At 42.4% G+C, this 15,337-nt stretch carries 15 protein-coding genes; 3 read left to right on the top strand and 12 right to left on the bottom strand.

Annotated elements, in window-relative coordinates; all coding sequences use genetic code 11:
- The first annotated feature begins 145 nt into the window (after positions 1 to 145).
- Together ACFSKO_RS15920 and ACFSKO_RS15915 are read left to right on the top strand one after the other, a co-directional pair.
- On the top strand, positions 146 to 1,111 hold the full coding sequence (locus ACFSKO_RS15920) for a bifunctional helix-turn-helix transcriptional regulator/GNAT family N-acetyltransferase (protein ID WP_380253426.1): 966 nt from the start codon (positions 146 to 148) through the stop codon (positions 1,109 to 1,111).
- Positions 1,112 to 1,169: 58 nt separating this feature from the next.
- A complete protein-coding gene (locus ACFSKO_RS15915) occupies positions 1,170 to 2,363 on the top strand; it encodes a benzoate/H(+) symporter BenE family transporter (RefSeq protein WP_380253424.1) in 1,194 nt (397 codons plus the stop codon).
- A gap of 75 nt (positions 2,364 to 2,438) precedes the next feature.
- Here the strand turns inward: ACFSKO_RS15915 and parC are convergent, their stop codons facing one another.
- The 10 genes from parC to folK all read right to left on the bottom strand — a co-directional run bounded on the left by parC (position 2,439) and on the right by folK (position 12,720).
- Entirely contained in the window at positions 2,439 to 4,691 is a 2,253-nt protein-coding gene (gene parC, locus ACFSKO_RS15910; protein WP_380253422.1) for a DNA topoisomerase IV subunit A, read from the bottom strand.
- Positions 4,692 to 4,794: 103 nt separating this feature from the next.
- Positions 4,795 to 5,553 carry a substrate-binding periplasmic protein gene (locus ACFSKO_RS15905; protein WP_380253420.1) on the bottom strand — a complete coding sequence of 253 codons (759 nt, stop codon included), beginning with the start codon at positions 5,551 to 5,553 and terminating at the stop codon, positions 4,795 to 4,797.
- A 103-nt stretch (positions 5,554 to 5,656) separates the two neighbouring features.
- The gene (gene recO, locus ACFSKO_RS15900; RefSeq protein ID WP_380253418.1) at positions 5,657 to 6,370 is read right to left on the bottom strand and encodes a DNA repair protein RecO; all 714 of its coding nucleotides are present in this window, start codon (positions 6,368 to 6,370) and stop codon (positions 5,657 to 5,659) included.
- A 95-nt stretch (positions 6,371 to 6,465) separates the two neighbouring features.
- Positions 6,466 to 7,401 (bottom strand): GTPase Era, encoded by a 936-nt coding sequence (gene era, locus ACFSKO_RS15895; RefSeq protein WP_380253416.1) that lies wholly within the window; start codon positions 7,399 to 7,401, stop codon positions 6,466 to 6,468.
- Positions 7,402 to 7,405: 4 nt separating this feature from the next.
- Positions 7,406 to 8,119 carry a ribonuclease III gene (gene rnc, locus ACFSKO_RS15890; RefSeq protein ID WP_380253414.1) on the bottom strand — a complete coding sequence of 238 codons (714 nt, stop codon included), beginning with the start codon at positions 8,117 to 8,119 and terminating at the stop codon, positions 7,406 to 7,408.
- Positions 8,106 to 8,966, bottom strand: coding sequence for a signal peptidase I (lepB, locus tag ACFSKO_RS15885; RefSeq protein WP_417457962.1), 861 nt, complete (start codon positions 8,964 to 8,966; stop codon positions 8,106 to 8,108). The genes rnc and lepB overlap by 14 nt, the downstream gene beginning before the upstream one ends.
- Before the next feature lie 27 nt (positions 8,967 to 8,993).
- Complete coding sequence (gene acpS / locus ACFSKO_RS15880; RefSeq protein WP_380253412.1) at positions 8,994 to 9,395, bottom strand: holo-ACP synthase; 402 nt, start codon at positions 9,393 to 9,395, stop codon at positions 8,994 to 8,996.
- 32 nt (positions 9,396 to 9,427) lie between these two features.
- Positions 9,428 to 11,575: a RelA/SpoT family protein gene (locus ACFSKO_RS15875; RefSeq protein ID WP_380253410.1), complete on the bottom strand. Its 2,148-nt coding sequence runs from the start codon at positions 11,573 to 11,575 to the stop codon at positions 9,428 to 9,430.
- 121 nt (positions 11,576 to 11,696) lie between these two features.
- The gene (gene rpoZ / locus ACFSKO_RS15870) at positions 11,697 to 12,071 is read right to left on the bottom strand and encodes a DNA-directed RNA polymerase subunit omega (protein WP_380253408.1); all 375 of its coding nucleotides are present in this window, start codon (positions 12,069 to 12,071) and stop codon (positions 11,697 to 11,699) included.
- Positions 12,072 to 12,210: 139 nt separating this feature from the next.
- Positions 12,211 to 12,720 carry a 2-amino-4-hydroxy-6-hydroxymethyldihydropteridine diphosphokinase gene (folK, locus tag ACFSKO_RS15865; RefSeq protein ID WP_380253406.1) on the bottom strand — a complete coding sequence of 170 codons (510 nt, stop codon included), beginning with the start codon at positions 12,718 to 12,720 and terminating at the stop codon, positions 12,211 to 12,213.
- Positions 12,721 to 12,920: 200 nt separating this feature from the next.
- Between folK and ACFSKO_RS15860 the strand changes: the two genes are divergently transcribed.
- Complete coding sequence (locus ACFSKO_RS15860; protein ID WP_380253404.1) at positions 12,921 to 13,580, top strand: LabA-like NYN domain-containing protein; 660 nt, start codon at positions 12,921 to 12,923, stop codon at positions 13,578 to 13,580.
- Between the two features lie 110 nt (positions 13,581 to 13,690).
- On the opposite strand, the gene smpB is transcribed toward ACFSKO_RS15860, so the two are convergent.
- Both smpB and dapA read right to left on the bottom strand, forming a co-directional pair.
- Positions 13,691 to 14,182, bottom strand: coding sequence for an SsrA-binding protein SmpB (gene smpB, locus ACFSKO_RS15855; RefSeq protein ID WP_380253402.1), 492 nt, complete (start codon positions 14,180 to 14,182; stop codon positions 13,691 to 13,693).
- A gap of 5 nt (positions 14,183 to 14,187) precedes the next feature.
- Positions 14,188 to 15,081, bottom strand: coding sequence for a 4-hydroxy-tetrahydrodipicolinate synthase (gene dapA, locus ACFSKO_RS15850; RefSeq protein WP_380253399.1), 894 nt, complete (start codon positions 15,079 to 15,081; stop codon positions 14,188 to 14,190).
- Positions 15,082 to 15,337: the final 256 nt, after the last annotated feature.

Below are 15,337 nucleotides of genomic sequence, written 5' to 3'. Positions count from 1 at the left end.
GCCGGGATTAATCTCCCGGCGGCTTTTTTGTGTTAAATTAGAAAGTAAAAGAGTGAATGAGGGGTAACGAATAAAATATTTTGTATAATCTTTCAACACTGATATAGTTGCTTTATACAACTATATCAGTGTTGAAAGATAGACCATGTTAGATAATCAACCGGATTTAATTCATAAAATACGTAAAGCCGCTAGAAACCTTATTCGTGAACTTGGACTTTTAAATAAAACTCTTGCTGGAACAGATTTATCCGTATCTTACGTACATGCATTGGTTGATATCGGTAATGCAGGAAGCCTTACCGCAAAAGAGTTGTCAGAAAATTTACTTCTTGAGAAATCAACGGTTAGTCGGTTGGTTAAAAAACTAATTTTACGTGGCGAAATTATAGAAACTGTATCTTTATCAGATAACAGACAAAAAGATCTTTGGCTAACTGAACAAGGTAAAGTAACCGTACGAGAGATTTCAAATTTTGCTGAAATACAGGTCGATAATGCTATATCCCCTTTAAATAAATCAACAAGAAATGAAGTTCTAAAGGGTTTAGAAATATATAGTAACGCCCTGAAACATAGCCGCTTATCAAAGCCTTATACTGAAAAACGAGATAAACTAGGAAAGGTTCAAATCATTGAGGGGTATTCCCCTGGTTTGCTGGGACGTATTGTTGAGATGCACGCCACTTACTACAGTCAATTTGCCAATTTTGATGCAGTATTTGAAACAACCGTTGCCAATGGTCTCTCTGATTTCATACCTCGTCTAAGTCATGATAGAAACATCATTTTACATGCAGTCAGTGATGATCAGATTGTTGGCAGTATAGCTATCGACGGACAAGATCTAGGTAAAAATATATCTCATTTAAGGTGGTTTATTGTTGATAAAAAAATGCGAGGCTCAGGACTTGGTAAAGAGCTTTTTTCTCATGCATTGAAATTTTGCGATAAGCAAGGTTTTGATGAAACTCATCTCTGGACGTTTAAAGGTTTGAATGTTGCCCGGAAATTGTATGAGCAAGAAAATTTCACCCTAGTCGATGAGTATATCGGAGATCAGTGGGGTAGACAGGTTTTAGAACAAAAATTTGTACGTCCCTCTCCTTAATTCCTTCTTACAAATATTTTAGCTATTTCTGGAACAGATTTATGAAAAGCGATTTTTTATGACTGTATTTCGTGATTTTTCTCTTCAAAGCACCTTTATGGGCCTACTTGTTGCTTTTGTTGGCTTCGCAAGTTCGTTTGCCGTGGTTTTACAAGGTATCAAAGCTGTTGGCGCAAGCGATACACAAGCTGCGACGGCACTGATGGTGTTATCAATAGCGATGGGGCTCAGTGCAGTGGTATTAAGCCTTTATACAAAAATTCCAGTGAGTGTTGCCTGGTCAACTCCGGGGGCCGCCTTACTTGCGACATCAGGTTCAATCCCTGGTGGTTTTGCAGTCGCAGTCGGTGCCTTTATACTTTGTGCCGTACTGTTTATTATTGCGGGAATGTGGAAGCCGTTGGAACGGGCGGTCAACCTGATACCAGCTTCTCTTGCCAACGCAATGCTTGCAGGAATACTGCTCGGGCTTTGTCTTGCACCAGTAAAAGCTGTATCTATCTCCCCTCTTCCGGCCTTGATAATCGTTGTTACGTGGATTGTTGCCGGACGTATCCATAAGCTACTTGCTGTTCCTGCCGCTCTCGTAGCTTTGATATTAATCATGGCGTTCACTTTGGAAGTATCTGAACAGAGCAAGGACCTTTTATTTAATAGTGTTGTCGCTCCCTTTACCCTGGTTACACCAGAATTCACATTATCGGGATTTATCGGAATTGCCCTGCCATTATTCATTGTCACGATGGCTTCACAGAATGTTCCAGGTATCGCAATTCTCCGCGCACATAATTACGAACCTAAAGCAGGTGCCTTATTCTCTGCGACGGGTATTTTTTCTGCCTGTAGCGCATTTTTTGGAGGTCACGCGATAAATCTTGCCGCGATTACTGCCGCCATGTGTGCGAATGAAGACGCTCATCCGGACAAACATCGACGGTATTGGGCAGCTATTATAAGTGGGATAGGTTATATTTTACTCGGCTTGATCTCTGGATTGATCACTGCCTTTGTAAGTATATCACCAGGTATATTAATAGAAGCCGTGGCAGGCTTAGCCCTTATTGGTGCCTTTTCAAACTCAGCACTTTCTGCCTTTAGTGATCCGGATAAAAGAGAGGCTGCAGCGGTCACTTTTTTAGTAACGGCCTCTGGTGTAACATTTTTTGGTGTGTCAGGAGCTTTTTGGGGCCTTTTAGCTGGCGGCATTATTCTGCTCATTACACAATTAATACAAAAAAAGAAAACTGTCTGACTTCAACAAAAAAAGCGAGGAAAAATATCCCCGCTTTTTCATTATTTGTCTTCACGCCGAATAAGCTTAAATTATTTATTTAAACTTATTCGTTCTTGGGAAACCAGTCGGTGGCAACCGTCCTGCAGTTGCTCTTCGTCCCTGCCAGTCAAGGGTTTCGTTTCGTGTCCAAGTTCGGCCGGAAGTGTCTGTCCAAGTTAGCCCCTCACCTTTTTCCGTTCCCGATTTAAAGGTCTTAATATCAGAGAGACCACCGTCTTTATATTTTTGTAAAATGACCCCACGTCCTCTGGACATTTCTGGAAGCTCTTCGAGTTTAAAGACCAATAGTTTTCTATTTTCACCAATGACTGCAATTGAATCGTGATCGATGCCAATCTGGTAACAAATAAAGGCTGTTGCTCCTTCTCCAAGGTTCAGAACCTGTTTTCCAGTACGAGTTTGAGCAATAACATCGTCTTCATTAATTTGGAATCCGCGACCATCATTAGAGGTCAGAAGCAATTGTTGGCCTGGACGATAGACCAGAATATCAACGATATCTTGATCGTTTGGAACATCAAGTATTAAACGTAGAGGTTCACCAAACCCACGTCCACCCGGGAGTTTATCAGCCCCCAAAGTGTAAAACCGTCCATTGCTGGCAAAAATCAGAATTTTATCGGTTGTTTGTGCACGAATAGAGAAACGTCCGCTATCACCCTCTTTATATTTAGCATCACTGGTATCGTCTTGATGCCCTTTCAAAGCACGTATCCAGCCCTTTTCAGAGCAAAGAATTGTCAGAGGTTCTTTTTCAATAACAGCTTCCAGCGGAACAATTATATTAGTGGGAGCATCAGATACCTCAGTGCGACGACGGCCTAATTTTGTTTTCTGTCCATAAGACTTTCTAAGGTCTTTAATTTGACTGCCAACGATTTCCCACCTGCGCTCTTCACGGGCCAAAATATCTTCAAGATCAATTTTTTCTGCGGTTAGTGCTGCATGTTCTTCTTGTATTCCAATTTCTTCAAGCTTGCGTAGTGAACGAAGACGCATATTGAGAATTGCTTCAGCCTGATTTTCCGACAAAGAAAACCGCTTCATTAAGGCTTGTTTCGGCTTATCTTCTTCTCTGATAATTTGGATCACTTCATCCAAATTCAAATAAGCAATCAGATAACCTTCTAATACCTCAAGTCGGATAGCAATTTTACCCAAACGAAACTTACTGGCTCGAACAAGGATTTCATGACGGTGATCCAGAAAAGCCTGAAGAACCTCACGTAAATTCATGACACGTGGAACCTGATCAGCATCAAGAACGTTCATGTTCAAGCTGGCTTTACTTTCAAGCTCTGTAAGTTTGAATAGAGATTCCATCAAGACAACAGGATCGACATTGCGGCTTTTAGGTTCCAGAACAACACGGATGTCTTCTGCGGACTCGTCTCTAACATCATTCAGCAAAAAGAGTTTTTTGTTGTTTATAAGTTCTGCAATTTTTTCAATCAGTTTGGATTTTTGTACCTGAAAAGGAATCTCGGTGACAATTATCTGGTACTGACCACCTTTTAAGTCTTCGACTTCCCACTTGGCACGTACTCTAAAGGATCCGCGCCCCGTTGTATAAGCCTGAAGAACGGCATCACGGCTTTCAACCATAACGCCCCCCGTCGGAAAATCAGGGCCGGGCATAAAGTCGACAAGTTTATCAAACCCAATATTGGGTGTTTTGATCATATAGAGAAGTGCGTCACAAATTTCACCGACATTATGGGGCGGAATTGATGTGGCCATGCCAACGGCAATTCCCTGTGCGCCATTGGCCAGCAGGTTAGGGAAAGCTGAAGGAAGAACACAAGGCTCTTCAGACTCACCATCATAAGTCGGCCGCATATCGACCGTATCTTGATCGATGCCTTTTAAAAGCTCGCCTGCTATTTCTGTCAGCCGAGCCTCGGTATAACGCATCGCCGCGGCATTATCGCCATCAATATTACCAAAGTTCCCCTGGCCATCAATAAGAGGAAACCTGAGGGAAAACTCCTGCGCGAGCCGGACCAAGGCGTCATAGATCGATTGATCACCATGGGGGTGGAATTTACCCATGACATCACCGACAACACGCGCTGATTTTTTAAATCCAGAACCTGGGTCCAGTTTTAATTGTCGCATTGCAAACAACAGACGTCTATGAACTGGTTTCAGCCCATCCCGTACGTCTGGCAACGATCTAGACATAATTGTTGAAAGCGCATAGCTGAGATAACGATCAGACAACGCATCAACAAACCGAATATCTCTAATTTCCTCTGAAGGAACTCTTTTTGAAGAACTACTCATATACCCCTCACAAACCGATGTTCATTGTACTCACAAGATCCGCCGAAGCAACCGTTTGGATCTTAAGAAATCGGAATAAGAGTTTGTGAGATATATCAAATAGTCAGTTCGATGCAGCGCTCGAAGATCTTAATAAGGCTTCCCAAACACCATGATTCTTTATTTTGGAAAGTGCTGCATCAAATTCTGCCAAAAAATAATGATCAAAGGTCGATTTTTTGGACAATAAAAGAGGAAATTCAGGGCTTGAGACCATAATAATTGGTAAGATTTTAACGCTGTTATGTACATTAAGTTTTGTAATAAAACTGACTGCAGCAGGTTCTGCATGAATAATGATATCCGTTTGACCATGAATTAAATGCTTAATGCAAATATCAAGGGTTGGCACTACTTTATAAGATATTCCTTTTTCGGCATAAAAATTTTTAGCCCATCCATTGCCTAAGACGTCACAATATCTACGCGTGGCCAACTTTCCAAGAATATCACTTTCAGAAGTAAATAATTTTTCTTCCTCAGAACCAACCCTGACAATCGGTTGAAACCTTAAAGGAAAAACAATGCCTTCTGAAGGTTTGGAAAAGGTCAACCGTTCTGTGGTTGGTGTCGTAATAAAAGCATCGATTTCACCTGTTTTAACAGCTTCTTGTGCACGCGCCCAAGGAAGTCCTTGATGAAGAACGACAATTCCCATCTGATTATGAATAACCTCTTCCATGATGGACGGGAGAATACCAACGACGGTTTCAAAGGAACCTGATGAGATTGGAGCCCATGCTTCAGCATAAGCTATTTTAAAAACAGGTTTATGACTCTGCTCAGCGCGCAATGAAAAAGGAACGCAAAAAATCGTAATCAACAGTATACATCTTATTATACCATACATTTTAAGTTCCTTCTTAAACCCTAAGAATACCATAGTATGTTTAAAATGGTTCACAAAGAGTTATTAAGATGTTTTCTCATAGGAAATTTTCAAGCAAACGATCACGTACGCTTGGTAAGGCTTTATTATCGGGATGAAAAAGGTGACGTTCAATAAAGTGGCCAGAAATTTTCAACCCTTGAGCGATTTCAGCAGTTCCACCGCCACCCTGCCCCAATAAAAAATGTGGGAGAATAAAAAGTTTTTCTTTATAAGGCTCTCCAGCAGCTAAAGAGACTGCACGGCCAGATTTTGGGCTAATATAGGCGAGTTGATCGTTGCGTCCCCCACCCGCACAAGCTGTTACATCAATGCCAAACCCTAGTGCCGATAGCTGGGCCAGTTCCCAACGTACATAAACTTCCCCCCAGAAATCACCTTCCAGATACTCTAAAAGGGCAGAGAGGCCTTCGAAGAAAGAAGAGTTAGTTTCGCGTTCAGGAACGGCCTGTTCACAAATTGAAACTGCAGACAACAATGCTGCTAACCTACCAGGTTCATCAAACAAGCGACCAGAAATATTATCGAGAACTTCGGCGTCATAGTGGCCAAGATGTTCAGGTAATCGCCCTCCCCAACGCACATATAATTTATTACCAGGTTCAAATGTCGGACGTTTCTTTTGGCTTAGTCCGCCGCGAACCAATCCGGCGTGGCGTCCATGCTCCTTAGTCAGAACCTGGGCAACAAGATCGTTTTCACCAAATGGTCTTGCCGAGAGAAGAATGCCCTCATCTTCCCAATGAATCATTTATAAAAGCCTCTCGAACGAGGGTGGGAACATTAAGAGAACAAAATATCAAATATATGTCTGAAAGGCCAATTAATTAAACAAGGTCAGTTTAATTAATTCTCAAAATCCAAACCCATTTCACGGTACCGCGCAGGATCATCTGCCCATTTTTCCCGAACCTTTACATAAAGGAAAAGGTGAACTTTGCGTTCCAGTGATTCTTCTAGGTCTTTTTGAGATTTTGAGCGTACAAGTTTGATGGTACGACCACCTTTACCCAAACACATCGCTTTATGAATATCTCTTTGAACGTAAATCGTTTGGGATATTTTAACACTACCATCTTTAAAGTCTTCCCAATTATCTGTTTCTACGGTCAGGTTATATGGTAATTCATCATGCAAATTCAAAAAGAGCTTTTCTCGGGTGACTTCTGCCGCGATTGAACGCATTGGGTGATCTGAGAGTTGGTCTTCAGGGTAGAGCCAGACCCCTTCTTGAACCTGCTTGGCTAAAGAGTCCATTAAATCACGTACACCATCACCCTCTTGTGCTGAAATCATAAAGATTTCAGAAAAGACGCCCATAGCCATGAATTCCTGCGCCAGTAACAACAGTTTTTCCGGGTTTATGGAGTCAATCTTGTTTAGTGCCAAAATCGCCTGACGACCTTGTTTTTTAAGTCCATCTGCGATGACCCGCGTGTCTTCACCAATTTTCTTTCGGCAAGCATCGTGCAAAACAACAATAATTTCGGCATCGCCGGCACCCTTCCAAGCAGAGGAAACCATGGCTCGTTCAAGACGTTTTTTGGGGAGAAAAATCCCTGGGGTATCAACAAAAATCAGTTGTGATTTGTCATGAATGGCAATTCCGCGAATTTGCGATCTGGTTGTCTGAACTTTATGAGTGACAATAGATACTTTGCCCCCCACCATTCTGTTCATTAAGGTTGATTTCCCCGCATTTGGGGCACCGATAAGAGCAATAAAGCCACAACGCGTATCCGAAGGATTCTCTTCAGTCTGTTTTGGATCTTGATCATTCATCAGTTTAGTTGCCATTCTTGTTAATTGATTTCAATAATTCTTTAGCAGCTTCCTGCTCCCCTTTACGCTTAGAGTTTCCATGCCCTAAAGCAGGTTTCAAGCCTTTAACATTTACTTCAATATCAAATACTGGAGCATGAGGAGGTCCAGATCGTCCAATTTCTCTATAAACGGGCAACGGAAGGCCCCTTCCCTGAGCCCACTCCTGTACGGTGGTTTTGGCATCTTGAGGAGGAGAAACATCCTGGTTCAGGAGAATCTCCCAATTGGCTTCAATAAATTTTTGAGCGCTCCCATATCCCCCATCCAGATAAAGTGCGCCAATCAAAGCCTCACAAACATCTGCTTGTAATGCTGGATTTTCTCGCTCACCGCTTTCTTCTTCGCCCTTTGCTAAGGCAATGGATTTTTCAAGTCCTAATTTACAGGCAACCAAAGCCAAGGTTTCTCGTCGAACCAACGCGGTAAAGCGTTTGGCAAGAGAACCTTCACTCTCGTCCGGAAAGTTCCGTAACAGCATGTCAGCAACAACCAGTCCTAAAACCCGGTCACCGAGAAATTCTAAACGCTCATAACTATCCGCAATAATCCGGTTCCGACCACAAGCACTTGGATGGGTAAGAGCTTGTTGAACCAAAGTGAGGTTGCCGAAATTATAATTAAGCTTTTTAGCAACAGCCTTTAAGTCAGCGAAACCCTTTAACTCAATCGATGACATTAAAAATACGTCCAAATCTAATCATTGTTGGCCATTTCCAAACTTCCCACCAGTCACCAACATTTTCTCCATTATCATCACCCCGATGAGAAAAGAAGAGCACATCAGCACGACCGATTAAGTTTTTGAACGGTACAGGGCCAACATTATTTAGCACGCGACTGTCAGAGCTATTGTCACGGTTATCCCCCATAAAGAAGTAATAGCCAATCGGTACAACATAAGGACCAAAATTATCTAAATATTCGTTATCGCTACGTTCCCAAATTAAGTGTTTGACACCATTTGGAAGAGTTTCTTCATATTCTTTTATATTAAGGGGAATATCATTTCGTCCATCACCAATCTGAACAAGTTCACGAGGAGCAACAGTTCCGTTGATATAAAGTTGACCTTGTTTAACCTGAATTTCATCGCCAGGTAGACCGATCAAACGTTTAATGAAATCAATGGATGTATTTGTCGGTTTCCTAAAAACGATTACATCGCCACGCTCCGGTTCCGTACCTAAAATACGACCATCAAAGCTATCGGGGAAAATTACATCTCCATAAGGAAATGAATATCGACTTACGCCATATGAAAACTTGGAAACGAATAAATAATCTCCGATCAAAAGTGTCGGCTTCATTGAACTTGAAGGGATATTAAAAGGTTCAAAGAAAAAGGTTCTAACAGCCAGAGCTATGACAAGAGCATAGGCAACCGTTTTAAATACACTTTCGTCATCTTTGACTTTCTTGATGCCATTAGACTCAGTCGTCATCGTATCGTTTTCCGTTATTTCAACAGGATCTTTGTCTCGTTTGTTCTTTTGACTACCAGCTTTTGGCTTTTGATCGAACATTGATAACTTAATCCTTAAATCCAAAAATCACTCAAGCTCAGCTGATATCAGCACAAAGGCCTGCGCATGGGGGTAGTCGTCAGATATAGTGACATGAAGCCTTGGTGTCATCCCCTCCGGCACCATATTACGCAAATGTTCTGCCGCGGCGCCTTTTAATTCAAGTTGAGGTTGTCCGCCTTCTTTGTTCGTGACCCCAATATCCGTAAATAGAACGCCGTGACGCCATAAGCCAGTTCCAAGTGCTTTTGCACAGGCTTCCTTAACCGCAAACCGTTTTGCAAAAGTTGCGGCAGGATTTGCACGAGATTTTGCCGTTATAGCTTCTTGTTCAGTAAAAACACGGGCAATAAATCGATCGCCAAATTTTTCCAGTGATTTTTCAATCCTCCGGATATCAACAAGATCATTCCCAATTCCAAGGATCATTCGATGAACTTTCCATGTAAAGAGCCTTGCACTTAGTTTCTCGCCCGATCAACAGAATTCACAACAGACATAGCACGAAGGGCCGCAGTAATATCTGCAAGATGTTTAACGTCACTGACTTCGACATCGATCATCATCTCAAAGAAATCCATAGAACGGTGAACAATTTTGAGATTACTGATATTGCCCTGATTTTTGCCGATGACAACTGACAGTCCACCAAGACAACCCGGCTCATTCGCGACGATTAGCTTAAGGCGTCCGGTATGGTGAGGGCCTTCAACTTCGGCTGCATCCCAAGCCACATCAATCCATCGTTCAGGAGTGTCTTGATAATTAACCAGATTATCACAATCAATAGTGTGTATTGTGACTCCCTTACCTGTCGTTACAATACCAACGATGCGATCTCCCGGCAATGGGTGACAACAACGCGCATAATGAACAGCCATACCAGGAATAAGCCCTTTAATAGGAAGAGCATTTTCTTTGGTGCCAGAGGCTTTCGTTTTTTTGCGCTGTGGCGATGCAATATTAGATTTCGGCAGCACCCGAGCACCCGGATAGACAGCAACCAAAACTTCGCGGGCTGTATGATGACCCTGCCCAACACTTGCGTATAGATCATCCGAATCATCCATTCGGAATTTACCTAAGATGCCTTCGATGCCTTTTTCCGTAAATTCATAACCTTCCTGTCGGAAAATCTTCTGAACCATCTGGTGGCCAAGTGAGCTATATTGGTCACGCTCTTGTAACCTTATGTAGCGACGAATACAGGCTTTGGCTTTACCGGAAACAACAAACTTCTCCCAATCAGGCGATGGTTTCTGATTTTTAGACGTCAGTATTTCAACCTGATCTCCGTTGTGCAAAATTGATCTAAAAGGAACCATGCGACCGTTTACTTTGGCGCCGACACAGGTATTTCCGACTTCAGTGTGAACGGCGTAAGCAAAATCAATCGGAGTAGAACCACTTGGCAAAGACAAAAGCGCGCCCTTAGGCGTAAAGCAGAATACTTGGTCCTGGAACATTTCCATTTTGGTATGTTCCAGAAACTCTTCAGGATTTGAAGCGTGATCTAAAATATCAAGGAGTTCGCGAAGCCAACGATATTGGCGTCCCTCCATATGCTCCCCACCCTGTTTGTAGGACCAGTGAGCAGCAACTCCCATTTCTGCAATATCATGCATTTCCTGGGTACGGATTTGAACTTCAATTTTATGACGTTCTGGTCCAATTATGCATGTGTGTATTGACTTATAACCATTTGGTTTAGGGGTCGATATATAATCCTTAAAACGTCCAGGAACGACAGGAAAAGTACCATGAAGAATGCCTAACGCCTGATAACAGGACCCGATATCTTTTACGATTAGCCGGAAGGCCATAATATCAGACAACTGTTCAAAGGTGACGGCCTTACGCTGCATCTTACGCCAAATAGAATAAGGGGCTTTAAGCCTACCAGAAACTTCGCCTTCGATATCGTTATCTTTGATAACTTTGTTCAGTTGATCAATAATCTTTGTTGCAAGATTATCGTCATCTTCGCCTTTAAGGAAATCCAGCCTTTTGACAATGGACTCGTGCGCTTCTGGATTTAGTTGCGCGAAAGAAAGATCTTCCAGTTGATCTTTAAAACGGTGCATCCCAATGCGTTCAGCCAATGGCGCATAAATATCCATTGTCTCGCGCGCGATCCGACGGCGTTTTTCTTCTTTTTTAATAAAATGAAGAGTTTGCATATTATGCAGACGGTCGGCCAGTTTGACCAAAAGAACCCGAATATCGTCTGACATCGCAAGAACAAGCTTACGAAAGTTCTCCGCGTATTTACTTTCTTCGGACTGGAGTTCCAGGCGAGTCAGCTTTGTTACTCCATCAACCAGCCGAGCAATATGAGGCCCAAATGCTTTCTCAACCGTCTCAAGACTGGCTTCAGTATCTTCGACAACGTCGTGGAGTAAAGCAGTAATAATGGAATTGTGATCGAGCTTTAGATCAGTAAGAATCCCAGCAACTTCAACAGGATGAGAAAAATAAGGATCTCCAGACGCACGCTTCTGAGACCCATGATACTTGGTCGCAAATACGTACGCTCTGTTAAGCGCATCTTCGTCAGCGTCATGGTCATAGGACTTGACGCGTTCAACCAGTTCAAACTGACGGATCATAATGGATCAAACAGCCTTTAAAAAAAATTCAGCCTTCCAAAGAATGATACGCCGGGAATTGACGTAGGCCAAGCTCTGGAAGGCTGAATTTATTTGAATTTAGTCGTCGAACGCTATCGGACTATTCAGATTCTTGCTCAAGATCAGTAGGTGTCTCTTCTACTGACATGCCTTCAGCATTGGCAAACTGTTCACCAGCATCAGCTGTAAGCAGAGCTTCTGGGCCAATTGCATCAAATTCTGGTTCATCTTCATCAACTTCAGAGAAGGCAGCTTGCTTTTGCAAGCCCTGAACCAAGGATGCTTTGATTGTGTCGAGACTGATGGTTTCTTCAGCAATTTCACGGAGAGAAACAACAGCATTTTTGTCGTTGTCTCTTTCTACCGTCAATGGAGCACCTGACACGATTTCTCGTGCCCGCTGAGCTGAAAGCATTACGAGCTCAAAGCGATTAGGAACTTTCTCAACGCAATCTTCGACTGTGACGCGTGCCATATATGATAACTCCAGTATCGTAGCTAGAAACTTAATATGCCCCTATCGGGCAATTGAATCGAGGCAATATATGAATCAGATCAATATAAAGCAAGAGTATTCAACAAAATATTACGAATTAACAGTCTTTATTTGAGATTTAACCCTGAGCCCCACTATGAAACTCCATAGTTTCCTGTTCACACGAAATATTTAAGGATAGTTCCTTAGCTGTTTTGCCAATTACGGGGTGGTACCATGTTTCATTAATATCTAATAGCGGTAACAAGACAAAAGCTCTTTCATGCATTCTAGGGTGCGGCAGGATCAAGTGATCATCCGGATCACTAATAATGTCATGATAAGTAATTAAATCTATATCAATTACTCTGGGGGCATTCGGAACCGTTCTAACCCGCCCGAACTCCTCTTCAACACGATGAAGCAGAGCTAACAAATCTTCTGGGGTGAGGTGAGTTTCAATTTCAACAACCCCATTTACATACCAAGGTTGATCTGAAATAGGAACCGGGGCCGATTTCAACCAACGAGAACAGTTCAAGATCTTAAGGCCATACTCTTCGAGCTTTAGTAGTGCTGCTTGACAAGTTTGCAACGGTAAGCCGTATTTTGGACTTTCTAGATTTGCGCCCAGAGCAATAATAATCACTTTTAATGACCTTTTAATGTTTTTTTACTTTAATTTGGCTATTGATGCCCCCTCAAAAGAGAGTAGATTACTATGAGTTGACAACATTTGGATGGTGAAGCGTTTACACTTATTATATTCTCTCTGTCTAGAATTTAACCAACGTATTATGTATTACCGACCTAGATTTAAATAAAAGCATATAAACAAAGGTATTCATTATGAAATTTTATCCTCAAGAACGTGTTGCCCTCTTTATCGATGGCTCCAACCTGTACGCCACAGCCCGGGCGCTCGGTTTCGACATTGATTACAAGCGGCTCCTGTCACTCTTTGCCGAACAATGCAATCTTGTCAGAGCTTATTATTATACCGCATTGATTGAAGATCAGGAGTATTCACCAATACGCCCTCTCGTGGATTGGCTTGATTACAACGGTTACACTATGATTACGAAACCAGCCAAAGAATTTACTGACGCGACTGGTCGACGTAAAGTTAAAGGTAATATGGACATTGAGTTAGCAATCGATGTCATGGAGATGTCAGACCATTTACAACATATCGTTCTTTTCTCTGGAGATGGAGATTTTCGTAAACTGATCGAAGCCGTCCAAAGAAAAGGTGTTCGCGTTACTGTCGTATCCACCGTACGCAGCCAACCTTCAATGATTGCGGATGAACTTCGTCGTCAAGCTGATATTTTTCTGGATTTGGTTGAACTTAAAAGCGAAATTGGTCGGAAAGTATCTGATAATCGACCAGCTCCCCATTCTCCTACTCAAGCAGCTCCGCCAGTTATTCAAGCAATTGCCGATGAAGAATATGGTGATGAATACTACGATGATGATGATGATGAATACGAAGACGAGGTAGATTAAAAATCTCTCTTCTTTAACTTGAGCAAAACAAATAAAGGCTACTTGTGAAAGTAGCCTTTATTTTTCAGATAGGTATAAAAATTTAAATCCGTTTATTATGTAACAATTGATTACCCTTTATCACGCAGGATACGAGATTGTTGACGTTTCCAATCTCGTTCTTTTTCTGTGTTCCGCTTATCTACGGCTTTCTTACCGCGTGCAAATCCCAAGTTTATTTTAGCAATTCCACGATCATTAAAATAAAGCGAAAGAGGTACGATCGTGAAGCCATCGCGACGACACATACCAATCATCTTCGCCAATTCTTTTTTATGGACCAACAGTTTTCGATGGCGTTTTGGTTCATGATTAAAGCGATTAGCCGCTTGCTCATAGATAGGAATATTAGCGTTAATCAAAAAGAATTCACCATTCTCCTCGGTGGCATAGGCCTCCAAGATAGAGGCCTTGCCGGAGCGAAGTGATTTGACCTCTGTGCCAACTAACATCATGCCAGCTTCAAGAGTATCTTCAATTTGGTAATCGTAACGTGCACGGCGATTGACCGCGACGGTTTTCCCCTTACCTGATGTGGCGCTATTCTTTTTGGTTTTGCCCATAAACTTTACCCGTCAATCAATCCTGCATGCGCCATTGCAGAACGAACAAGACCTTCCGTTTTAGGACTTACAGTCAAAAGCGGAAGGCGTAATCTGTTTGCGCCCCACCCTAGAAGGTGCATACCGTACTTTACAGGACCAGGACTAGATTCGATAAACAGAACTTCATGCAAAGGCGTAAGAAGATCATTGATTTTGCTTACCTTCTCAAAATCACCTGCCCACCATGCTTCATGTAAATCGGCACAAAGTCGCGGCGCAATATTTGCCGTTACAGAAATGCACCCATGACCACCAAGTGAAAGGAAGGGTACAATAGTCGCATCTTCACCACTTAGAAGCGTGAAATCATCACCACAAGCAAGTCTTGTACGTACAGGCAGCGCCAAATCTGCAGTCGCATCCTTAACACCTTGAATGCGCGGTAACTCTGATAATCTCTTCAAAGTATCCACATCAACATTTACGATACTACGACCGGGCACATCATAAACAATGATCGGAATATCTGAATTATCATGGATGGCCTTAAAATGTTGATAGAGACCTTCTTGAGAAGGTTTGTTATAATAAGGCGTTACGACAAGTGCAGCGTCAGCACCAACTTTTTGTGCATGTTGAGTGAAGTCGATAGCTTCGCGTGTCGAGTTTGATCCGGCACCTGCAATAACAGGCACCCTTCCCTTTGCGACTTCAAGACAAAGTTCTGTTACACGTTTATGTTCGTCGTGACCTAGGGTTGGCGATTCCCCCGTAGTTCCGACGGGGCATACCGCGTGGCTCCCTTGATCGATCTGCCATTCGACGAAGTTCTGAAACCGCTTCTCATCAACATCACCATTATCAAACATGGGTGTTGCGAGCGCAGGAAAAGAGCCTCTAAAAAGCGGGCCGGTCATAGCGATACCTCAAAATATCATCGTTAAGTGCTCAAAAGGGCCGAATGCCTTAATGAATGGCGGAGAATAGCGAGAGTTTTGCGATGCGAAAAGATAAAATAATACCTCAGATGTAAATTATTTAGATTATGGGTGACTATTGATCAAAAAATACATCAAAAAGGATTCTTTATTTGTCTAATAGCCAGATTGTGATCTCCTTCATATGGCCTCACGCGCGATAGGCTGATAGACTTCGCGTCATGAATTTAACAAT

Origin of the sequence: Kiloniella antarctica (assembly GCF_042682825.1) — a bacterium.
In the GTDB taxonomy this organism is placed as follows: Bacteria; Pseudomonadota; Alphaproteobacteria; order Kiloniellales; family Kiloniellaceae; genus Kiloniella; species Kiloniella antarctica.
Note: the sequence above shows the minus strand (reverse complement) of the source record. Positions and strands in the feature narration are given on the sequence as shown.

Bases quoted from the DNA above. Each gene is read 5' to 3' on its own strand.
- ACFSKO_RS15920 (WP_380253426.1), top strand. From the start codon at position 146: ATGTTAGATAATCAACCGGATTTAATTCATAAAATACGTAAAGCCGCT.
- ACFSKO_RS15915 (WP_380253424.1), top strand. From the start codon at position 1,170: ATGACTGTATTTCGTGATTTTTCTCTTCAAAGCACCTTTATGGGCCTA.
- parC (WP_380253422.1), bottom strand. From the start codon at position 4,691: ATGAGTAGTTCTTCAAAAAGAGTTCCTTCAGAGGAAATTAGAGATATT.
- recO (WP_380253418.1), bottom strand. From the start codon at position 6,370: ATGATTCATTGGGAAGATGAGGGCATTCTTCTCTCGGCAAGACCATTT.
- era (WP_380253416.1), bottom strand. From the start codon at position 7,401: ATGAATGATCAAGATCCAAAACAGACTGAAGAGAATCCTTCGGATACG.
- rnc (WP_380253414.1), bottom strand. From the start codon at position 8,119: ATGTCATCGATTGAGTTAAAGGGTTTCGCTGACTTAAAGGCTGTTGCT.
- lepB (WP_417457962.1), bottom strand. From the start codon at position 8,966: ATGTTCGATCAAAAGCCAAAAGCTGGTAGTCAAAAGAACAAACGAGAC.
- acpS (WP_380253412.1), bottom strand. From the start codon at position 9,395: ATGATCCTTGGAATTGGGAATGATCTTGTTGATATCCGGAGGATTGAA.
- ACFSKO_RS15875 (WP_380253410.1), bottom strand. From the start codon at position 11,575: ATGATCCGTCAGTTTGAACTGGTTGAACGCGTCAAGTCCTATGACCAT.
- rpoZ (WP_380253408.1), bottom strand. From the start codon at position 12,071: ATGGCACGCGTCACAGTCGAAGATTGCGTTGAGAAAGTTCCTAATCGC.
- ACFSKO_RS15860 (WP_380253404.1), top strand. From the start codon at position 12,921: ATGAAATTTTATCCTCAAGAACGTGTTGCCCTCTTTATCGATGGCTCC.
- smpB (WP_380253402.1), bottom strand. From the start codon at position 14,182: ATGGGCAAAACCAAAAAGAATAGCGCCACATCAGGTAAGGGGAAAACC.
- dapA (WP_380253399.1), bottom strand. From the start codon at position 15,081: ATGACCGGCCCGCTTTTTAGAGGCTCTTTTCCTGCGCTCGCAACACCC.